This window comes from Nocardioides sp. QY071 (assembly GCF_029961765.1).
Classification (GTDB): domain Bacteria; phylum Actinomycetota; class Actinomycetes; order Propionibacteriales; family Nocardioidaceae; genus Nocardioides.
The window spans coordinates 2,499,836-2,518,731 of the sequence record NZ_CP124681.1 but is presented as its reverse complement, the minus strand read 5'-3'; the positions used below and the strand labels follow the sequence as shown (position 1 = coordinate 2,518,731).

The following is an 18,896-nucleotide window of genomic DNA, read 5'->3' as shown; positions in this document are numbered from 1 at the left end:
TCAGTACTCCACCTCCGCGGTCCGCTTGCGGATCATCGTGACCTCGTCGCGGTTGTTGCCGATCGGGCCGATGTAGTTGAAGAAGTACGCCAGCTGGGCATAGCCCCCGACGATGTGGTTGGGCTTCATCAGGATCCGGGTGAGGCTGTTGTGGATGCCGCCGCGCTTGCGGTCGCGCTCGGTCAGCGGTACGTCGATCAGCCGGTCCTGGGCGTGGTGCATGTAGACCGTGCCCTCCGGCATCCGGTGGCTGACGATCGCGCGGGCCGCGACGACGCCGTTGCGGTTGACCATCTCGATCCAGTCGTTGTCGCGGATCCCGATCTTCGCGGCGTCCCGGTCGGAGACCCACACCGACTGGCCGCCGCGCGACAGGGAGAGCATGAACAGGTTGTCCTGGTACTCGCTGTGGATCGACCACTTGTTGTGGGGCGTCAGGTAGCGCACCGAGACGCCCAGCTCGTTCCGCTCGCCGATCGGCGCCTCCCCGAACAGCGTCGTCATGTTGAGCGGTGGTCGGTAGACGGGCAGCATCTCGCCCATCCCGAGGAACCAGTCGTGGTCGACGTAGAACTGCTGGCGTCCGGTGAGCGTGTGGAACGGCTTGTGCCGCTCGATGTTGATGGTGAACGGGCTGTAGCGCCGCCCGCCCGACTCCGAGCCCGACCACTCCGGCGAGGTGATCACCGGCACCGGTGCGGCCTGGGTGTCGCGGAAGGTGATCTGCTTGCCCTCGTGCTCGGCGGCGAGGTCGGCGAGCTTCGTGCCGGTGCGCTTCTCCAGGAACCGGAATCCCTGGGTGGCCAGGTGTCCGTTGGAGACGCCCGCCAGGTGCAGGATCGAGTCGGCCATCTGCACGTCGGTCTCGACCCTCGGCTGGCCGGCACCCGCACCCGTCTGCGCGGTGCCGTGCCGTTGACGCAACAGGTCGACCTCGCGCCGTACGTCGTACAGGACGCCCTTGGTCGTCATGCCGACCTTCTCGAGCAGCGGCCCGATCGTCGTCATCTTCTCGTGGATGGCGGTGTAGTCGCGCTCGGCGACCACGATGACCGGCATCGTCTTGCCGGGCACGGGCTCGCACTCCCCCGCCCTCCAGTCCTGGACGACGCCGTGCTCGCTGGCCATCGCCTCGGGGGTGTCGTGCCACAGCGGCTTGGCGACCACGTCACGCCGGGTGCCGAGGTGGTCGACCGCCATCTCGGAGAACCGCTGGGCGATCAGCTTCCAGGTGTCCCAGTCCGACTTGGTCTGCCACGGCGGCGGGATCGCCGGGTTGAACGAGTGGACGAAGGGGTGCATGTCGGTCGTCGACAGGTCGTGCTTCTCGTACCAGGTCGCCGCCGGCAGCACGACGTCGCTGAGCACCGTGCTGCTCGTCATCCGGAAGTCGATCGTGGTGAGCAGGTCGAGCCGGCCCTCGGCCGCCTGCTCGGCCCACACGACGTCCTTCGGCCGCAGCTCGGGTGGCGCCTCCTTCGCGGTGGCGGCGCTGTCGGTGCCGAGCAGGTGGCGCAGGAAGTACTCGTTGCCCTTGGCCGAGGAGCCCAGCAGGTTGGAGCGCCACAGCGACAGGATCCGCGGGTGGTTGTCCTCGTGCTCGGGGTCCTCGACGGCGAACCGCAGCCGGCCCTCCTTGAGCTCGCGGGCGACGTACGCCGGCACCTCCATGCCGGCACCCGCCGCGTCGTCGGCCAGGGCCAGTGAGCTGCGGTCGAAGGTCGGGTAGCTCGGGCTCCAGCCCAGCCGGACCGACTGGGCAAGCAGGTCCATCACGGTCTTGCCCTCGAAGATGCCGGTGCCGGCGTCGAGGTCGTCGGCGCTGAACGTGTCGTAGCGGTACTGGCTGGTGTTCACGTACCAGTACGCGGTCTGGTTCATGTGCCGCGGCGGGCGGTGCCAGTCGAGGGCGAACGCGAGGTGCTGGAAGCCCATGATCGGGCGCACCTTCTCCTGCCCGACGTAGTGCGCCCAGCCGCCGCCGTTGCGGCCCTGGCATCCGGTGATCGTGGTCAGGACCAGCATCGCGCGGTAGATCTGGTCGGAGTGGAACCAGTGGTTGACACCCGCACCCATCAGGATCATCCCGCGGCCCTGGGTGTCGATCGCGTTCTGCGCCCACTCGCGTGCCAGTCGGCGCACCTGGGCCGCGGGCACGCCGGTGTGCTGCTCCTGCCACGCCGGCGTGGCGACGCCGTCGGGATCGTCGCCGCTCGCCGGCCACTGGCCGGGCAGACCGTCGCGGGCGACGCCGTACTGGGCGAGCATCAGGTCGAGGACCGTGGTCACCAGCCGGTCGCCGATGCGCTTGACCGGGACGCCACGGCGGTGGTGGCGGACCTTGCCGTCGGGGGCGTCGAAGCGTGGCAGCTCGACCTCGACGACCTCCTCGCGGACGTCGTACAGGCTCAGGGCGGGGTCGAGGTCGCCGAGCTCGAGGTTCCAGTGCCCCAACCCCTCCTCGCCGTAGCGGTGGCCGATCGAGCCCCGTGGGATCCGCACCTCGCCGGTGGTGGCGTCGAGGACCGCCGGCTTCCACAGCGTGTTCTCGGTGCCGCCCTCGGGGTGGTCGATGTCGCCGGCGACGAGGAACTTGCCGGGGCGGTAGGCCGCCTGACCGGTGGTCGAGCTTGTCGGAACCGGGTCCAGGCAGACCAGGTGGGGCAGGTCGGTGTAGCGCTTGTTGTAGTCGGTGAAGAAGGGCACCTGCTGCTCGACGAAGTACTCCTTGAGCACCACGTGTCCCATCGCCATCGCCAGCGCGCCGTCGGTGCCGGGCGCGGGGCTGACCCACTCGTCGGCGAACTTCACGTTCTCGGCGTAGTCCGGGGCCACCGCGAGCACCTTCTGCCCGCGGTAGCGCGCCTCGGTCATCCAGTGCGCGTCGGGCGTGCGGGTCAGCGGGACGTTGGAGCCCCACATGATCAGGTAGCCCGCGTCCCACCAGTCCCCCGACTCCGGTACGTCGGTCTGGTCGCCGAACATCTGGGGCGAGGCGTTGGGCAGGTCGGCGTACCAGTCGTAGAAGGAGAGCATCGGCGCGCCGATGAGCTCGAGGAACCGGGCGCCCGAGGTGTAGGACACCGGCGACATCGCGGGGATCGGCGAGAAGCCGGCGATCCGGTCCGGTCCCCAGCGCTTGACCGTGTAGACGTGGGCGGCCGCGACGATCTCGGCGGCCTCCTCCCACGTGGCCCGGACCAGCCCGCCCTTGCCGCGGGCGCGCTTGTAGGCACGGGCCTTCTCGGGGTCCTGGACGATCGATCCCCACGCGACCACAGGGTCGCCGTACTGCTGCTTGGCGGCGCGGAACATCTCCAGCAGCACCCCGCGGACGTACGGGTAGCGCACGCGCGTGGGACTGTAGGTGTACCAGGAGAACGCGGCGCCCCGGGGGCAGCCGCGGGGCTCGTACTCGGGACGGTCCGGGCCGGCGCTCGGGTAGTCGGTCTGCTGCGCCTCCCAGGTGATGATCCCGTCCTTGACGTAGACCTTCCACGAGCACGAGCCGGTGCAGTTGACGCCGTGGGTGCTGCGCACGACCTTGTCGTGGCTCCAGCGGTCCCGGTAGAAGACGTCGCCCTCGCGTCCGCCTTGCTTGAACAGGGCCCGGTCGTCGTCACTCACCTCGGCCTTCGTGAAGAACCGTCGGGAGCCGATCGCGACCTGCTGCAGGCGGGACTCGAGGTCGGTCATACGGCGTTCTCCTTGTGCTGGGCGACGGTCCGGCTGACGACGGTGAAGGTGAGCACGAGAGTGGCGGCCGCGGCCGCGGCGAGCAGCCACAGGCCGATGGCGTAGGAGTCGGTGCGGCCGTAGACGTAGCCCATGACGAGCGGGGGGACGAAGCCGCCGAGCCCGCCCGCGGCGCCGACCAGGCCGGTGACGCCACCGACCCGGCTGGGCTCGGTGACCTGGGCGACCAGAGCGAAGGTGGCACCGCTGCCCATGCCGAGTGCGGCCGCCATCGCGAGGAAGGCCACCGTGCCGCCGGCCTCGAGCGGCGGGGTGCCTGCCGCGATCGCCGCGCACACGGTGACCACCGCGAAGCCCACGCCGAGCACCTGGATCGCGCCGATCCGGTCCGCCAGCCAGCCCCCGACCGGCCGCATCACCACGGCCACGACGACGAAGCCCGCCATCCGGTTGGCAGCATCGGCAGGCGTGAGGCCGTGCGCGGTCTTGAGGTACGCCGGCAGGTAGACCGAGAACGCGACGTACCCGCCGAACGCGACGGCGTAGAGGACGCAGGCCTGCCAGGTGATCGGCAGCCGGGCGGTGGCCGCCAGTCGCTGGCCGAGCGGGGTGGTGGGGATGCTCCGGCCGGGCGCGTCGCGCAGCACCAGCCAGGCCAGGATCCCGTACGCCGCCAGGGCCGCGGCGGTGATCAGGAAGGGCGCGCGGTGCCCGAGGCCGTCGTACAGCTTCACCGTGGTGAGCGCGCTGATCGCCGTACCGCCCATGCCCGCGCCGAAGATGCCGACCGCCAGCCCCCGCTTCTCCGGCGGGAACCACGCGTTGACGAACGGCACGCCGACCGCGAACGCGGTGCCGCCGATGCCGAGGAAGAAGCCGCCGACGAGCAGCAGGGCGTAGGAGTCGAGCGCCACGAAGGCCACGAACAGCACCGGCACGACGGTCGCCAGCGACACCAGCGGGAACATCACCCGCCCACCGAACCGGTCGGTCAGCGCTCCGACGACGATCCGCCCGAGCGAGCCCACCACCACCGGCACCGCCACCAGCAGCGACACGTCGGACTCACTGAGCGTGCCCAGCGTCCCGGTGTCGCGGAACAGCGGGCCGAGTGGACTCAGCAATGCCCACGCCCAGAAGTTCACGACGAACCCGAGGGTGGCCACCCCCAGCATCAGCCATCGCGTGGCGCCGGTGCTCGGCACACGACTGCCCTGGTCGGTTCCCCCGGTCGTGGTGGTCATCGACGCCCCTTCGGCGCTCACAATCCCCAGATCCATGGTCCGACCCTGACGCGCGCGGCGCCCGAGCCACAGGGCCAAAGTACCCGACGTCGACCCGTCCGCGCGCGAGCACAAGGTCCCGGTCGCCGTGCCCTTCGCCTCTGGGCGGCCTCGGCCGGACGGAGCACCGTGGAAGGTGTTCCCCAGTCAAGGAGACTCCAGATGAATGCCTTCCTCACGACGGTCATCGCCGTCCTGGCCGTGCTCGCGGTCGTGCTCGGCGCTGCGTTGCGCATCGTCAACCAGTACGAGAAGGGCGTCGTGTTCCGGCTCGGCCGGGTGCAACACGTGCGCGAGCCCGGGCTCCGTCTCATCATTCCCGTCGTCGACCGGCTGCGAAAGGTCTCGCTCCGCATCGTCACCATGCCGATCCAGTCCCAGGGGATCATCACCAAGGACAACGTGAGCATCGACGTGGCTGGAGTCGCCTACTTCCGCGTCGTCGACGCCGTGAAGTCGGTGGTGGCGATCGAGAACGTCGCGGCCGCGATCAACCAGATCGCCCAGACCACCCTGCGCAACGTGGTCGGCCAGCACACCTTGGACCAGGCACTGTCGGAGACGGACGCGATCAACGCGAGCATCCGCGAGATCCTGGACCGCACCACCAACGAGTGGGGCGTCCTGGTCACCCTCGTCGAGCTCAAGGACATCCAGCTGCCGGACAGCATGAAGCGTGCGATGGCCCGGCAGGCCGAGGCCGAGCGCGAGAAGCGGGCGAAGATCATCGCGGCCGAGGGAGAGGCTGCCGCCGCGGCCGCTCTGGGCGACGCGTCCGACACGATGATGGACCACCCCCTGGCGCTGCAGCTGCGCAACCTTCAGAGCCTGGTCGAGATCGGTGTCGACAAGAACACCACGGTCGTGTTCCCCGCGCCCCTGATGAGCACCGTCGCGGACCTCGGCGAGTTCCTGCGTCGCGAGACCCAGGCCGCGTCCACCATGACAGACACTCAGGTCGTGCCGGTCCTGCCGGTCCGGACCGGGCATTCGACCGACGGACTCGTGGTGCCCGGACACGCACCCGAGCCGCACCCGGCGCCCGCGAGCATCAGGCCGACTGCGAGCTGATCCGTGCATGGAGATGCGAAACCGGCTCCGACCCACGGCGATGCAGGTCGGAGCCGGTTTTTCTCGGTCGGGCTGACAGGATTTGAACCTGCGACCCCCTGACCCCCAGTCAGGTGCGCTACCAAGCTGCGCTACAGCCCGAAGCCCCGTTCGGGATCACCGTCCGAAGCGAACGGAACACTACCGCAGGCCCTCGGCCTGTCCCGAATCGGCCTCACCGGAAGTCCCGTGAGGACTGCCGCGCCTGCAGCGCGTCGCCCGCACCGGGCAGGACGGCGTCGAGCGGCTCGACCCGGTCGGCGACGAGGTTGGTGACGCCGTCCTGGCGCTCGACCATCCCGCGGATCACGACGGCGACCCGGTTGCGGGCGGCCTGCCGGTGGGCGCGCATCACGCCCTGTGAGCAGACCACGTTGAGCATCCCGGTCTCGTCCTCGAGGTTGAGGAAGGTGATCCCGCCGGCGGTGCCCGGCCGCTGGCGGTGGGTGACCAGGCCGGCGACGTGCACGCGGCGTCCCGCCTCGGTGGTCGGCAGCTCGCCGACCGCCTTGATGCCGGCGGCGGCCAGGGTCTCGCGGAAGTGCTGGATCGGATGGACGTCGGTCGAGATCCGGGTCGCCCACAGGTCGGCGAGGGTCACCTCCAGCGGCGTCATGTCCGGCAGCGTCGGTGGTGCGGGGGCGGGGGTGCTGCCGGGCAGCTGGCCACTGTCCTCGGCGTACCCGGCCATCCACAGCGCCTGGCGTCGGTCGAGCCCGAACCCGTCGAGCGCGCCGGCGGTGGCGAGCGCCTCGAGCTGGGCCTGGGTCAGCCCGGCGCGGCGGGAGAGGTCGCGGATGTCGGCGTACGGCGCCTCCGCGCGGGCCGTCACGATCCGGGTCGCGACCTCACTGCCGATCCCCTTGACCGCGTCGAGCCCCAGACGCACGGCCAGCGTGCCGTCGTAGCGCAGCGGGTCGTCGCACTCGCCGCCACTGGGCTCGAGCCCGGCCTGGACCTCGGATGTGGCCAGGTCGGGCGGGAGTACGACGACACCGTGGCGGCGCGCGTCGGCGACCAGGGACTGCGGGGAGTAGAAGCCCATCGGCTGGTTGCGCAGCAGCCCGGCCAGGAAGGCCGCCGGGTAGTGCAGCTTGAACCAGGACGAGGCGTAGACGAGCAGCGCGAAGCTGAGCGCGTGGGACTCGGCGAACCCGAAGCCCGCGAAGGACAGCACCTGGACGTAGATCGCGTCGGCGGCATCGCCGGTGATGCCCTTGCGTGCCATGCCGGAGTACAGCTTGTCCTTGACCTTCTCGATCCGCTCGATGCCCCGCTTGGAGCCCATCGCCCGGCGCAGCAGATCGGCGTCGTCGGGGCTGCAGTCGCCCAGCGCGACCGCCATCTGCATGAGCTGCTCCTGGAACAGGGGGACGCCGAGCGTGCGGTCCAGGATCGGCTCGAGCAGCGGGTGCGGGTAGGTCACCTTCTCCCGCCCGGTCTTGCGGCGGATGTAGGGGTGGACCGCACCGCCCTGGATCGGGCCGGGGCGGATCAGCGCGATCTCGATGGCGAGCTCGTAGAACCTCTCCGGCTTGAGCCGTGGCAGGGTGCCGATCTGGGCGCGGGACTCGACCTGGAAGACGCCGATCGAGTCGGCGCGGCCGAGCATCTCGTAGACCTCGGGCTCCTCCTTGGGCAGCGTCGCGAGCGTCCACTCCTGGCCGAGGTGCTCGGCGACGAGGCGGATCATGTGGTCGAGCGCGCCGAGCATGCCGAGGCCGAGCAGGTCGAACTTCACCAGCCCCATCGACTCGCAGCCGTCCTTGTCCCACTGCAGCACGGTCCGCTTGTCCATCCGCGCCTTCTCGATCGGGCAGACCTCCCCGATCGGGCGCTCGGTGAGGACCATGCCGCCGGAGTGGATGCCGAGGTGGCGGGGGGCGCCGATCAGCTCCTCGGCCAGGGCGACGACGGGGTCGGGGATGCCGAGGTCCTTCTCGATGTCGCTCCCCCAGCTGTCGACCTGCTTGGACCAGGCGTCCTGCTGCCCCGTCGAGTGGCCGAGCGCCTTCGCGGCGTCGCGCACCGCCATCCGCGGGCGATAGCTGATCACGTTGCACACCTGCGCGGCGTTGCGGCGGCCGTAGGTGTCGTAGACCCACTGGATCACCTCCTCGCGCCGGTCGGAGTCGAAGTCGACGTCGATGTCGGGCTCCTCCTCGCGGTGCTGGGAGATGAACCGCTCGAACGGCAGGTTGTAGAAGACCGAGTCGATGGCGGTGATCCCGAGCGCGTAGCAGACCGCGCTGCTCGCCGCCGATCCCCTGCCCTGGCACAGGATCCTCTGCTCGCGGGCGAACGCGACGATGTCGTGCACGATGATGAAGTAGCCGGCGAAGTCCTTCTCCAAGATCACCTTCATCTCGGCCTCGACCCGCTGCCTGGCCGCCTCGGCGTGCGGCTCGTGCGCGTACCTCTCCGCGAAGCCCCGCTCCAGCAGGTCGCGCAGGTGCTCGCCCGGCGTACGCCCCTCGGGGATGCCCTGCTTCGGCAGCCGGGGCGAGGCCTTGCGCAGGTCGAAGGCGAGCTCGCCGGCGAGGGCGACCGATCGACGTACGGCGTCGGGGCGGTGCGCGAACCGGCGCAGCATCTCCTCCCCGCTGCGCAGGTGCGCCCCACCGGACAGGTCGAGCCAGCCGTCGAGCTCGGCGATGCTGCGCCGGGCACGCACCGCCGCCACCGCCGCCGCCAGCCGCCGCTTCTCCGGCACCGCGAAGTGGACGTTGCCCGTCGCCAGCACCGGCAGGCCGCGGTCATCGGCGATCCGGGCCAGCAGGTCGTTGTCCTCCTCCCCGCCGGGGTGGTCGCTGGCGGTCAGCTCGACCACGACGTGCTCGCGACCGAACCGGTCGACGAGGTGGTCGAGGGCTCCTGCGGCCGCGGCCGGTCCCCCGGCCGCCAGCGCCTGGCGGACCGTGCCCTTGCGGCACCCGGTCAGCACCACCCAGTGCCCGCGGCCCCGCTCGGCGAGCTCGTCGAGGTCGTGGGCCGGACTGCCCTTCTCCGGCGCGCGCAGTCCGGCCTCGGTGATCGCCCCCGACAACCGGTGGTAGCCCTCCACCCCGCGCGCGAGCACCAGCAGGTGGCTGCCCTCGGGGTCGGGGATGCCGTTCTGGGAGCGGTGCACGTCGAGGGTCAGCTCAGCGCCGTAGACCGTCCGCAGCTCGTAGTCCGCCCCCGCCTCCGCGAACAGTGGTGCCCCCGCGAACCCGTCGTGGTCGGTCAACGCGAGCGCGTCGAGCCCGAGCCGGACGGCCTCCTTGACCAGGTCGCCGGGAGAGCTGGCGCCGTCGAGGAAGCTGAAGTGGCTGTGGCAGTGGAGCTCGGCGTACGGCGTCGACGCGGTCGGCCGGACCACCTCGTCCGGCTCGACGCGCGGCCGCTTGCGGCGCGAGACCGGCGCCTCGAGCGCGGGTGCGCGCCCGGACAGCCGCCGCTCGAGCTCGCTCCACGGGACCGGGGGGTTGTTCCAGCCCATGGAGTGAGGCTAATCGAACACATGTTCGATCTCAAGACCTCCCCTGCCGTACCCCGTCCTTCTGTTTCCGGCGGGCACGTCCGGGTACCGCGCAGGACTCGACTACAAGGGGGGAGAGTTCAGATGAGCAATGTGTGGAACTACCGGGAGACCTCGTGGCTGGAGGGTGGCGACCTGGTCGGCTACAGCGTCGAGGCGACCGACGGATCGATCGGCAAGATCGACGACGCGACCAACGAGGTCGACGACGCGCACGTCGTCGTCGACACCGGCCCGTGGATCTTCGGCAAGAAGCGGCTGATCCCGGCCGGCGCCATCACCGGCGTCAACCATGACGACGAGTCGGTCATGGTGAACATGACCAAGGACCAGATCAAGGCGGCGCCGGACCACGACGCCGACCGCTGGGGCGACGAGTCGCGCGACCAGCACGCCGACTACTACGGCCCGTTCTCCTGGTGACCGATGCAGCACGTGGCCCCGGCGCACGCCGTCGAGGCCACGTGCCTGGGCCGCCTGCCTAGGCTGCCCGCATGACCTCGGTGCGTCAGGTACAGGTGACCTTCGACTGCGCGAGCCCGCGGGCCGTCGCCGACTTCTGGAAGGCCACGCTCGGGTACGTCGACCCGCCTCACCCGCCCGACCCCGAGGACGCCTGGGCCGCCTGCCAGGACCCCACCGGCGCCGGGCCGCGGCTGTACTTCCAGCGGGTCCCCGAGGACAAGGTCGTCAAGAACCGGGTCCACCTCGACGTCCGCGTCGGGACCGGCCTGACCGGCGCCGAGCGCTTGGCTGCCCTCGAAGCCGAGGCGACCCGCCTGGAGGCCCTCGGTGCCCGCCGGGGCACGCTCCTCCTCGCCGACGACGAGAACGAGTCGTGCCAGAACATGCTCGACATCGAGGGCAACGAGTTCTGTCTCGACTGAGCCACCGCGATGAGTCCTGCGCCGAGCCCGGGTCGTTCCTGACAGCGGCCCTCGACCGAGGGGCCCACGGACTCGAGGAGATCCCCATGGTTTCGGTACGCACCCACCTGTGGTTCGGCAACGACAAGGCGGTCGAGGCCGCGAAGTTCTACGCCGAGCACATCCCGGGCTCGTCGGTCGGCGATGTCGTCACGGCATGGACCGAGCCTGGCACCTCCGTCGCCGAGGTCGTCGAGTTCACCGTCGCCGGCCACGACGTGATCGGCCTCAACGCCGGCCCGGAGTTCCACCTCAACGAGGCGTTCTCGTTCTACCTGCGCGTCCAGGGCCAGGAGGAGGTCGACCACTACTGGGACCTGCTCACCGCCGACGGCGGCGAGCCCGGCCCGTGCGGCTGGTGCAAGGACAAGTTCGGCGTCTCCTGGCAGGTCGTCCCCGTCGAGCTCGAGGAGCTCAGCGGTGACTACACGAGCGAGGCGAACCAGCGGGTGTGCCGGGCGATGCTGACGATGAGCAAGATCGACGTCGCCCAACTGCAGACGGCGTACGACGGGGAGTGAGTCCGCGGCGGCTCCACGGGTCGCCCACTCAGTTGATGATCTCGCCCCGCTCACTGTCCCGCAGCTCCGCCAACCGCTCGCGCCAGGTGGCGAGCGCCTCGGGGGTCAGCCGCGTCCAGTCGTGGACCTCGCCGACGACGCGCAGCGGCTCCCGGCTGCGGTAGGACCGGGTGGGGTTGCCGGGGAACTTCTTGTCGGTGACGTTCGGGTCGTTCTCGAAGTCGCCGGTCGGTTCGACGGCGTAGACGCGCGGCTCGGCAGGGCCGGGTGCGAGCTCGGCGGCCAGGCCGGCCCCGTCGGGCAGGGCGGTGAAGTACACGTGGTTCATCACGACCTCGGGCCGGTAGTTGGACCGGAAGCCCGCGGTGAGCAGGTCGCCGACCTGCAGGTCGGCCTTCGTGCCGTGGAAGAACGGTCCGTCGTCAAGCGTGTCACTCACCGGGCCAGAGTAGGCGGCAGGATGTAGCCCATGACGCACGTACGACGCTTCGACCACGTCGGCATCACCGTCGCCGACCTCGACGCAGCCACCGCGTTCTTCGTCCGCCTCGGGCTCGAGGTCGAGGGCACCGGGGAGGTGGCGGGTGAGTTCGTGGAGACCGTGTGCGCCCTCCCGGGCGCACACTGCCGGATCGCGATGCTCCGCGTGCCCGGCGGCGGGCCGCGTCTGGAGCTGTCGAGCTTCGTGACGCCCGAGCACCTGCCCGGCTCGCCCGACGCGCTGGCCAACGAGGTCGGCCTGCGCAACGTGTCCTTCGAGGTCGAGGACCTCGAGGCCGCCGTCGACGCGGTCGCCGCCGACGGGTACGGCCTGGTCGGCGGGATCGGGGACTACCAGGGCAGCGTGCGGATGGCCTACGTGCGCGGGCCGGAGGGGATCGTCGTGTCCCTGTTCGAGCTGTCCGGCTGATCAGCAGCCGACGCAGGTGCGGGCGGTGGGGCGCACCTCGAGCCGGCCTGCGGCGATCGGCCGGCCGCACGTCTCGCACGCGCCGTACGTGCCGGCTTCCAGCCGCACCAGGGCGGCGTCCACCTCGGCGAGGTGCCGTCGTACCTGCGCCACCAGGGTCGCCAGCTGCGAGCGCTCGAAGGCGATCGTGGCGCCCTCGGGGTCGTGCTCGTCGTCGGCGTTGGTGTCACGGGACGCGGCGACGACCTCGTCGAAGCTGCCGGTCAGGTCGGCCAGGCGCCGCCGGGCCTCGTCCCGCTCGGCCACCAGCAGCTCCCGCACATCGTCCACCCCGCCGATGTTGCCATCGCCCTCCGACACCCTCGACCATTTCTAGAACACGTTCTACAGTGCGGGCATGGACCTTGCCGCGATCGAGGAGATCAAGCGCCTCAAGCACCGCTACTTCCGCACCCTCGACCTGAAGAAGTGGGACGAGTACGCCGACTGCCTGGCCGAGGACGTGGATGCGAGGTACGGCACCCAGGCGATGGGCGAGCCGTTGCACTTCGACAGCCGCGACGCGGTCGTGGACTACATGGCCAAGAACCTCGGCCCGGGGATCATCACCATCCACATCGCCAACCACCCCGAGATCGACGTCGACGGCGACACCGCCACCGCCTCGTGGGCGTTCGAGGACACCGTGATCGTGCCCGACTTCAAGGTCCAGATCCGCGGTGGCGGGTACTACGTCGACTCCTACCGCCGCGACGACGACGGCACCTGGCGGATCGCGTCGACGCAGTACGAGCGCATCTACGAGGCGATGACCTCGCTCGACGACACCCCCAGCTTCAAGCTGATCGCCAACCGCTGGGACGACTCGCTCGAGCACTGAGCAGCCTCTCGCGGCACCGAGGTGGACGTGTGCGCCCAGGAGTACAGGGTACGTCGCCACCATGGGTGGCACAGCCGACGACCAGGACGACCAGCACGACCAGCGCCGGGACGACGAGCGCGTGAGCGAGCGCGCCGAGCTCCTGCCCGAGGAGCAGGAGGCCGGATCCGATGATCCCGTCGACCAGGCCGCGGCGATCCTCGAGGAGTCCGAGGAGCGCACCGACGACCCCGACGGCACCCGCCGCAACAGCAGCCAGACGCCGGGCGGGTGAGGCTCGTCAGTAGAGCTCCAGCTCCTCGAACGGGTAGTCCTTCGGACCGAGGAACTCGGTGCCGGGCACGACCCGGCCGTTCGGGTCGGCGGAGGGGACGTAGTTGTTGAGGCTGCGCGGCGCCTGGCGGTAGATCAGGTCCACCCAGCCGGCGTACTTCTCCGCCATCGCGGCGTCGTCCCAGAAGATCACGTTCTGCTCGTCGGAGTGCCAGCCGAGCTTGGTCCAGTTCTCGCTGCTGGACAGCACCGCGTTGCCGTCGGTGCGCCCGGCGACGTTGCCCTGCACCGACAGGCCCTTCAGGTGGACGTAGCGGTCCTTGAACTTGTTGGCCGTCGCGCCGGTGATGTAGACCATCTGCTTCGCCGGCAGGCCGCGCAGGATGTTGCGGATCTTCAGCGGCATCATCATGAACACGATGCGTACGTCGCAGCCCTCGTTGGCCAGCGCGCGCACCTTGCGGGCGACCTTGACGCCACGCTGGTCACCCCACACGGCGTTCGCGATCCGCACCTTGGTCCGTCCGCCCGGGACGTTCGTCGCACCCGCGCACTGGACCTGGTTGAGGACCTTGAGCGCCGGGTCGACCTTCTTCTTGTGGGGCGCGAACATCGAGGTGATGGTCGAGCCCGGGGTGGTGGTGCTCGGCACGGTGAACCGCAGCACCTTCGCCGGCTTGTCCTTCTTGGCCTGCTTCCACATCGTCATCCAGCCGTCGTAGAGCGGCTGGTTCTCGGTGATCGTGGTCCAGTCGTTGAACTGCTGCACCGCGGCGGCGCCCGTGAAGTTGCCCGAGCCCTGCATCGCGATCCAGCTCGTCGCGCCGGACCGGCTCACCAGCATCAGCTTGTCGTGCATCGCGCCGCCCTTGCCGCGACAGGTCGAGGAGCAGGTCCGGATCCAGCTGCGCAGCTCCTTGGGCCGGTCCGGGCTGCCCTTGGCCAGCGCCTTGCGCAGGGTCGGGTACGACCGCCCCGGCCCCTGCCCCTTCGCCAGGCCGCGGGACATGATGATCTGCACCGAGACGCCGCGCTTGTGGGCGTTGATGAAGACCTTCGCCAGCCTCGGCGAGTCGAAGTTCCACGTCATCAGCCGGATCGACTCCCCCGCGGGGACGTTCTTGACGGTCTTGATGATCTTGCGCTGGATCTTCGTCTTCTTCTTGGTGCCGCGGAACGGGTGGTTGAACACGATCCCCGGCGCCACGACGTACGCCGGGTCCGGCGCCCGCTTCGCCGCGGTCCTGCCGACGGTGTCGGCGCCCGCCGCGTCCACCCGGCCCGGCGCGGCCACCAACAGCGCCGCCCCGAGCAGCACCGCCACCGCCATCGCCACCAGTCCCCGCGTCGTACCGACCGTCGACCTGTCCCACACGAACCGCACGATTCCCACTCTCTCCGGTGTCCCGAGCTCTTCCTCCCTCACAGCGGCGGGCGGCCCGGATTCGTTACAGGCAGGCCGCTTTCGCGCGGGACACGGGTCGATCCGTCGAGCTGGTCGGTCAGTCCTTCAGCAACCGGTCGATCTCGACGAGGACACCCTTGCGGTTCTTGCCGGCGACCTCCCGCTCGCGCAGCCGCCGCAGCTCGTCGGGGCCGATGCCGCCGAGGCGGGTCTTCACCTGCGCGACGGTGAGGGCCTGGAGGTCGGGGAGGACGAGGGACTCGACGTTGTCCGGCACCTCCGGCTCGCCCGCGGCCGAGGGAGCGGGATCAGACCTACGGCGTCCCGCGATCAGCTGGGTCGGCACCAGCTGCGTCGGCACCAGCTGCGTCGGCAGCGGAAGCTTGGGTGTCGGCAGCTTGGGTGTCGGCAGCTTCGGGACCTGGCGCACGGTGTCGAGCACCTGCAGCAGCGCCTGGGAGTAAGCCTTGCCGGTGCTGACCAGCTGGCCGAGCAGGTTGTCGGCCTCGGCTCGGGTCAGCGATCCGCGGGCGACGAGGTCGTCCATCAGGCCCTGCAACCGGGTCATCTGGATCGTGACGCTGTGCTCGAGCGCACCGTGCAGCGCCCGCAGGTTGCGTCCGACGAGGTCGGCCGGCTTCCCGGTGCGTCCCATGCTTGCCTCCAGTGTGAACGCCTCCCTCGCTCAGGGTAGGCGGGCGCCCACCTCGATATCCAGTGGCGTCGCGGACGTACGCCGCCGCACACTGGCCGACTGTGCCCCGTGCCCGTCCGCGACCGAACCGAAGGTGGTGACCATGACCGACATCGACGCCCTCGACCTCCTCGCCGAGGCGCCCGCCCCTGCCCTGCGACTGCTCGCCACCGCGATCGACCGCGAGTTCGAGCGCCGCGAGGAGAGCGTGCCCTCGCCCTACGACCACGCCGCCGGACAGCTCGGCGTCCACGTCACCGACCTGGTCGTGCTCACCGAGGTGCTCGAGGCGCCGGTCGCGCACTCCGTCGGCCACTGGCTCTTCGAGGCGCAGCTGCGCTGGAGCACCGAGCACGTCGGCGCGTACCCCTCTCTCCCCGCGACGACGGAGACCGTCCCCGGCGCACGCGGTGACGTCCGCGCGTTCAACGCGGTCACGATGACGCTGCCCGCCGGCACGCTGTCCGGCGCGCCCCTGGTCGTCCGGCTCGTCCCGGACCGGTTCGGTCGCGAGTTCGAGCTGATCGGGCGCGCGCAGGACGCCGACGCGCTCCCCGACGTGCTCGACGGCTTCCTGCGCCGCTGCCGCACCTCGGACTCGCCGTACCGCCAGGGCACCTACCGGCTCACCACCGGCAACCGGGGCCTCGTGCTCAAGCGGTGGACTCCGCCGGACGCGTCGCGCGACCTGCTCAAGCTCGACGCGTCGGTGTGGCACACCGTCGACCGCGGTGTGCACCGCGTGCTCGACCTCGCTCCCGACCTGGCGGCGCGCGGTCTCGGCACCAGCACCGGGCTGCTGCTCGTCGGCCCACCGGGCACCGGCAAGACCCAGCTCGGCACGGTCGTGGCCCGCGAGCTGCACGGTACGACGACCGTCCTGGTCCCCGGCACCTACGTCACCGAGCACTACCTGAGCGAGCTCTTCGACCTGGCCGCGGACCTCTCGCCGTGCCTGATCCTGATGGACGACCTCGACCTGATCGCGGGCGAGCGCGGGCAGACCAACCCGCATCGGCTGCGCGAGTTCCTCAACGTGATGGACGGTGGGCTCGCCGACCGCAGCGGCGTCGTGGTCATCGCGTCCACGAACGACCATCGCAAGATCGACAAGGCCGCCCGCCGCTCGTCTCGGTTCGACACGGTCATCCGGATGGAGGCGCCGGGCGTCGAGGGCCGGCTCGCGATCCTCGGGCGCTACCTCGCCTGGTGCACCACGCCGCTCGACCTGCCGGCGGTGGCGCGGGCCACCGAAGGCGCGACCGGCGCGGACCTCAAGGAGCTGGTCCGGTCCACGGTGCTCGAGACGCAGGACGCCGTGACCACGCAGGCGCTGCTCGCACAGGCGGCCGAGGGTGGGTGGCGGCCGACGGCCCCGGCGGCCGGGGACTACCTGTGAGCCGTCCGGTCGTCAGTCAGTCATAGGCGGCCTCCACCTCCCAGCTGCCGGGCGCACGCCAGCACAGCAACCAGGCCCGCCCGTCCACGCCGACCACCTGGAACCGGGCCGCCCGCCCCGATCCCGCCGCACCCGAGAGCCACCACCCCTCGTCGACCGGCCACGGCCCGGCCCAGGAGGCGACGGGGCACCAGTGCCGACCGAGCCGGATCCGCCACGGCGCGCCGGTCACCTGCCCGCGCGCGGTGACCGCGACAGGGACCGAGGCCTCGTCGACGACCTCGGCCTCGAGTGGTGTGGCGAAGACCCGGCTCGGCGCGGGGCCGGGGATCCGCCCGGGCCAAGGTCGTTCGACCGGGCGCAGCCCGACCGGCCGCTCTCCCCACGGCACCAGGGCCTGGCGGTCGGCGGCGCCGCGTCCGCCCTGGAGCACGGGGACCCGGACCGCGTCGTACCCGACCATCGCCTGCACCCGGGCGACGCCGCGGACCACCTGCTCCTCGGCTCCCCCGCCCCACAGCCCGTCGGCGTGGTCGCCGGCGGGCTCGACGACGTCGGGCAGGAAGCGGACGAGGGCGACCGCGGAGGTGATGGTCTCGCCGGTGGACTTGCGGCTGCGCAGCCCGGAGGACGCCATGCCCGCCTGGAGCTGCCAGTGCACCCGGTCGACGAGGTCGCGGGAGGTGAAGCAGCGCGGGTGCACCCAGGTCCGGGCGGAGACGCCCTCCTCGAACTCGGCCTCGATCCGGACCGAGGTCGCCACCAGCTGCCGGTCGGCCAGTCCGGCGACGAACCGCTCGGCGGTGGTGCGGACGCTGAAGGTGACCGCCTCCGCGGAGTCGAGCGGCGGCTCGAAGGCGACCTCGCAGGTCAGCTCGGGCGGTGGGGTGCGCGAGGCGAGCCGGGTCACCTCGCGGCCCTGCACCCGCCGCCACACGTCGGTGCCGTAGCCGCCGAACCGGTTGGCGACCTCCCCCGCGCCCAGCCGGGCGAAGTCGGCGAGGAGCACCAGCCCGAGCCGGCGCAGCAGGTCGGCGAGCTCGGCGCCCTCCGGGCCGTCGTCGGCGAGGACGGTGACGGGCAGGCCGCGCAGGAACTCCGCCGAGGAGCCCGAGGGGATCGAGAGACAGGCCTGCGGGGGCGCCTCCCGGGCGGCGCGCTCGGCGGTGTAGAGGTCGTCGGCCGCACCGAACCGGCTGTCCCACACCCCCGCCTGGACGAGGTGCTCGGCGAGGACGGCCGCTGCGGCCTCCTCGCCGTCGATCTGCCCGCGGGCGCCACCGCGGGCGAAGTACCGCCCCGGAGCGGGGACGGCGAGCAGCCCGGGCCGCAGCGGCGCCACCCCGGGGCGTACCGCCTCGACCGCCGCCAGCACCGGCTCGAACCACCGGGCGTCGCGGTCGGGGTTGGCGTCGAGCAGCACCACCTCGGGGCAGCGCGCCTGGGCGTCGCGGCGCCGGTGGCCGCGGCGTACGCCCTCGGCGCGGGCGGCGGCGTTGCACACCGCCACCACGTTGTTGGCCAGGACGACGGCCGGTGCCACGACCTCGGGGCGTGGGGCGTCATCAGGCAGTGTGTCGACGCGCTCGAGCAGCGCCGCGGTCACCGACCAGTCCGGGCACCAGAGCACCATGGTCCGCATCAGAGCACCACGTCCGCCCGCACCGGCATCCGCCCGCCACCGCGAGCGACGAGCGTGGCCCGGCGCTCGCGGAGCCGGCCGCGGCCGTGGCCGATGCCGTCCCAGGCCACCTGCTCCGCGTTGATCCTGGCCTCGCAGCGCGGCCACTCGCCCTGCACGACGAGCACCGCCGACCTGGCCCGCAGCCGGGCCTCGATGAGCGAGGCGGACTTCGGGTCGACGCCGCCGGGTGGTCGCAGCACCACCACCTTGAGCACGTCGACCAGGGCCGCGGTCACCTCGAGCCAGTGCTCCCCCGGCGCGGGGACGAGGACGGTGCGCCCGAGCACGATCCCCTGCTGCTGGGCGGCCTCGGCGCCGAAGTCGTCCCAGCCCGCGAACCCGACCCACTCCCCGGCCTGCGAGGCGCCGGCCGCCAGGGCCATGCCGAGGGTCGCCGAGTCGACGCCGTAGACCCCGCCGGTGCGCAGCTGGACCAGGCCGTCGAGCACGGGAAGCACCGGGACCAGCAGCCGGGTCGGGCCGCCCTCGAGCGCAGCGATCCGCCCGCGCAGCTGGTCGACCACTGCACGCGGGTCGTCGATCTCGAGGGGGCGAACACTCACCCGTCCATGTTCGAACAGATATTCGAACAAAG

The 18,896-nt window shown here is 71.3% G+C and carries 17 protein-coding genes and 1 tRNA gene; 8 read left to right on the top strand and 10 right to left on the bottom strand.

Annotated features, from left to right (window positions below):
• Positions 1–3,696, bottom strand: coding sequence for a nitrate reductase subunit alpha (locus tag QI633_RS12100; protein ID WP_282429122.1), 3,696 nt, complete (start codon positions 3,694–3,696; stop codon positions 1–3).
• Entirely contained in the window at positions 3,693–4,940 is a 1,248-nt protein-coding gene (locus tag QI633_RS12095) for a NarK/NasA family nitrate transporter (protein WP_282429121.1), read from the bottom strand. Before QI633_RS12095 ends, QI633_RS12100 begins: the two co-directional genes overlap by 4 nt.
• A gap of 201 nt (positions 4,941–5,141) precedes the next feature.
• Between QI633_RS12095 and QI633_RS12090 the strand changes: the two genes are divergently transcribed.
• A complete protein-coding gene (locus QI633_RS12090; RefSeq protein WP_141798965.1) occupies positions 5,142–6,050 on the top strand; it encodes a slipin family protein in 909 nt (302 codons plus the stop codon).
• A gap of 67 nt (positions 6,051–6,117) precedes the next feature.
• Here the strand turns inward: QI633_RS12090 and QI633_RS12085 are convergent.
• Positions 6,118–6,191 (bottom strand) — tRNA-Pro (locus QI633_RS12085).
• Between the two features lie 73 nt (positions 6,192–6,264).
• A complete protein-coding gene (locus tag QI633_RS12080) occupies positions 6,265–9,570 on the bottom strand; it encodes an error-prone DNA polymerase (RefSeq protein ID WP_282429120.1) in 3,306 nt (1,101 codons plus the stop codon).
• Between the two features lie 123 nt (positions 9,571–9,693).
• Here QI633_RS12080 and QI633_RS12075 point away from each other — a divergent pair, with 123 nt between their 5' ends.
• The 3 genes from QI633_RS12075 to QI633_RS12065 all read left to right on the top strand — a co-directional run bounded on the left by QI633_RS12075 (position 9,694) and on the right by QI633_RS12065 (position 11,056).
• Complete coding sequence (locus QI633_RS12075; RefSeq protein ID WP_282429119.1) at positions 9,694–10,032, top strand: PRC-barrel domain-containing protein; 339 nt, start codon at positions 9,694–9,696, stop codon at positions 10,030–10,032.
• 71 nt (positions 10,033–10,103) lie between these two features.
• Complete coding sequence (locus tag QI633_RS12070; RefSeq protein WP_141798968.1) at positions 10,104–10,496, top strand: VOC family protein; 393 nt, start codon at positions 10,104–10,106, stop codon at positions 10,494–10,496.
• Between the two features lie 86 nt (positions 10,497–10,582).
• Complete coding sequence (locus QI633_RS12065) at positions 10,583–11,056, top strand: VOC family protein (RefSeq protein ID WP_282429118.1); 474 nt, start codon at positions 10,583–10,585, stop codon at positions 11,054–11,056.
• 28 nt (positions 11,057–11,084) lie between these two features.
• Here the strand turns inward: QI633_RS12065 and arr are convergent, their stop codons facing one another.
• The gene (arr, locus tag QI633_RS12060) at positions 11,085–11,495 is read right to left on the bottom strand and encodes an NAD(+)--rifampin ADP-ribosyltransferase (RefSeq protein ID WP_141798970.1); all 411 of its coding nucleotides are present in this window, start codon (positions 11,493–11,495) and stop codon (positions 11,085–11,087) included.
• Between the two features lie 30 nt (positions 11,496–11,525).
• Here arr and QI633_RS12055 point away from each other — a divergent pair, with 30 nt between their 5' ends.
• Complete coding sequence (locus QI633_RS12055; RefSeq protein WP_282429117.1) at positions 11,526–11,966, top strand: VOC family protein; 441 nt, start codon at positions 11,526–11,528, stop codon at positions 11,964–11,966.
• Here the strand turns inward: QI633_RS12055 and QI633_RS12050 are convergent, their stop codons facing one another.
• A complete protein-coding gene (locus QI633_RS12050) occupies positions 11,967–12,296 on the bottom strand; it encodes a TraR/DksA C4-type zinc finger protein (protein WP_141798972.1) in 330 nt (109 codons plus the stop codon).
• A gap of 67 nt (positions 12,297–12,363) precedes the next feature.
• Between QI633_RS12050 and QI633_RS12045 the strand changes: the two genes are divergently transcribed.
• Both QI633_RS12045 and QI633_RS12040 read left to right on the top strand, forming a co-directional pair.
• Positions 12,364–12,846: a nuclear transport factor 2 family protein gene (locus QI633_RS12045; protein WP_282429116.1), complete on the top strand. Its 483-nt coding sequence runs from the start codon at positions 12,364–12,366 to the stop codon at positions 12,844–12,846.
• Between the two features lie 61 nt (positions 12,847–12,907).
• Positions 12,908–13,120: a hypothetical protein gene (locus QI633_RS12040; RefSeq protein WP_282429115.1), complete on the top strand. Its 213-nt coding sequence runs from the start codon at positions 12,908–12,910 to the stop codon at positions 13,118–13,120.
• Positions 13,121–13,126: 6 nt separating this feature from the next.
• Here the strand turns inward: QI633_RS12040 and QI633_RS12035 are convergent, their stop codons facing one another.
• Both QI633_RS12035 and QI633_RS12030 read right to left on the bottom strand, forming a co-directional pair.
• Entirely contained in the window at positions 13,127–14,503 is a 1,377-nt protein-coding gene (locus QI633_RS12035; protein ID WP_282429114.1) for a phospholipase D-like domain-containing protein, read from the bottom strand.
• A gap of 118 nt (positions 14,504–14,621) precedes the next feature.
• Positions 14,622–15,179, bottom strand: a complete 558-nt coding sequence (locus QI633_RS12030) for a hypothetical protein (RefSeq protein WP_282429113.1) — start codon at positions 15,177–15,179, stop codon at positions 14,622–14,624.
• A gap of 142 nt (positions 15,180–15,321) precedes the next feature.
• On the opposite strand from QI633_RS12030, the gene QI633_RS12025 reads away from it, so the two are divergent.
• Entirely contained in the window at positions 15,322–16,617 is a 1,296-nt protein-coding gene (locus QI633_RS12025) for an ATP-binding protein (protein WP_282429112.1), read from the top strand.
• Positions 16,618–16,633: 16 nt separating this feature from the next.
• Here QI633_RS12025 and QI633_RS12020 read toward each other — a convergent pair whose 3' ends face one another.
• Both QI633_RS12020 and QI633_RS12015 read right to left on the bottom strand, forming a co-directional pair.
• Positions 16,634–18,250 carry a DNA polymerase Y family protein gene (locus QI633_RS12020; RefSeq protein WP_260805996.1) on the bottom strand — a complete coding sequence of 539 codons (1,617 nt, stop codon included), beginning with the start codon at positions 18,248–18,250 and terminating at the stop codon, positions 16,634–16,636.
• Between the two features lie 8 nt (positions 18,251–18,258).
• Positions 18,259–18,864: a hypothetical protein gene (locus tag QI633_RS12015; RefSeq protein ID WP_141798979.1), complete on the bottom strand. Its 606-nt coding sequence runs from the start codon at positions 18,862–18,864 to the stop codon at positions 18,259–18,261.
• Between the last annotated feature and the right edge of the window lie 32 nt (positions 18,865–18,896).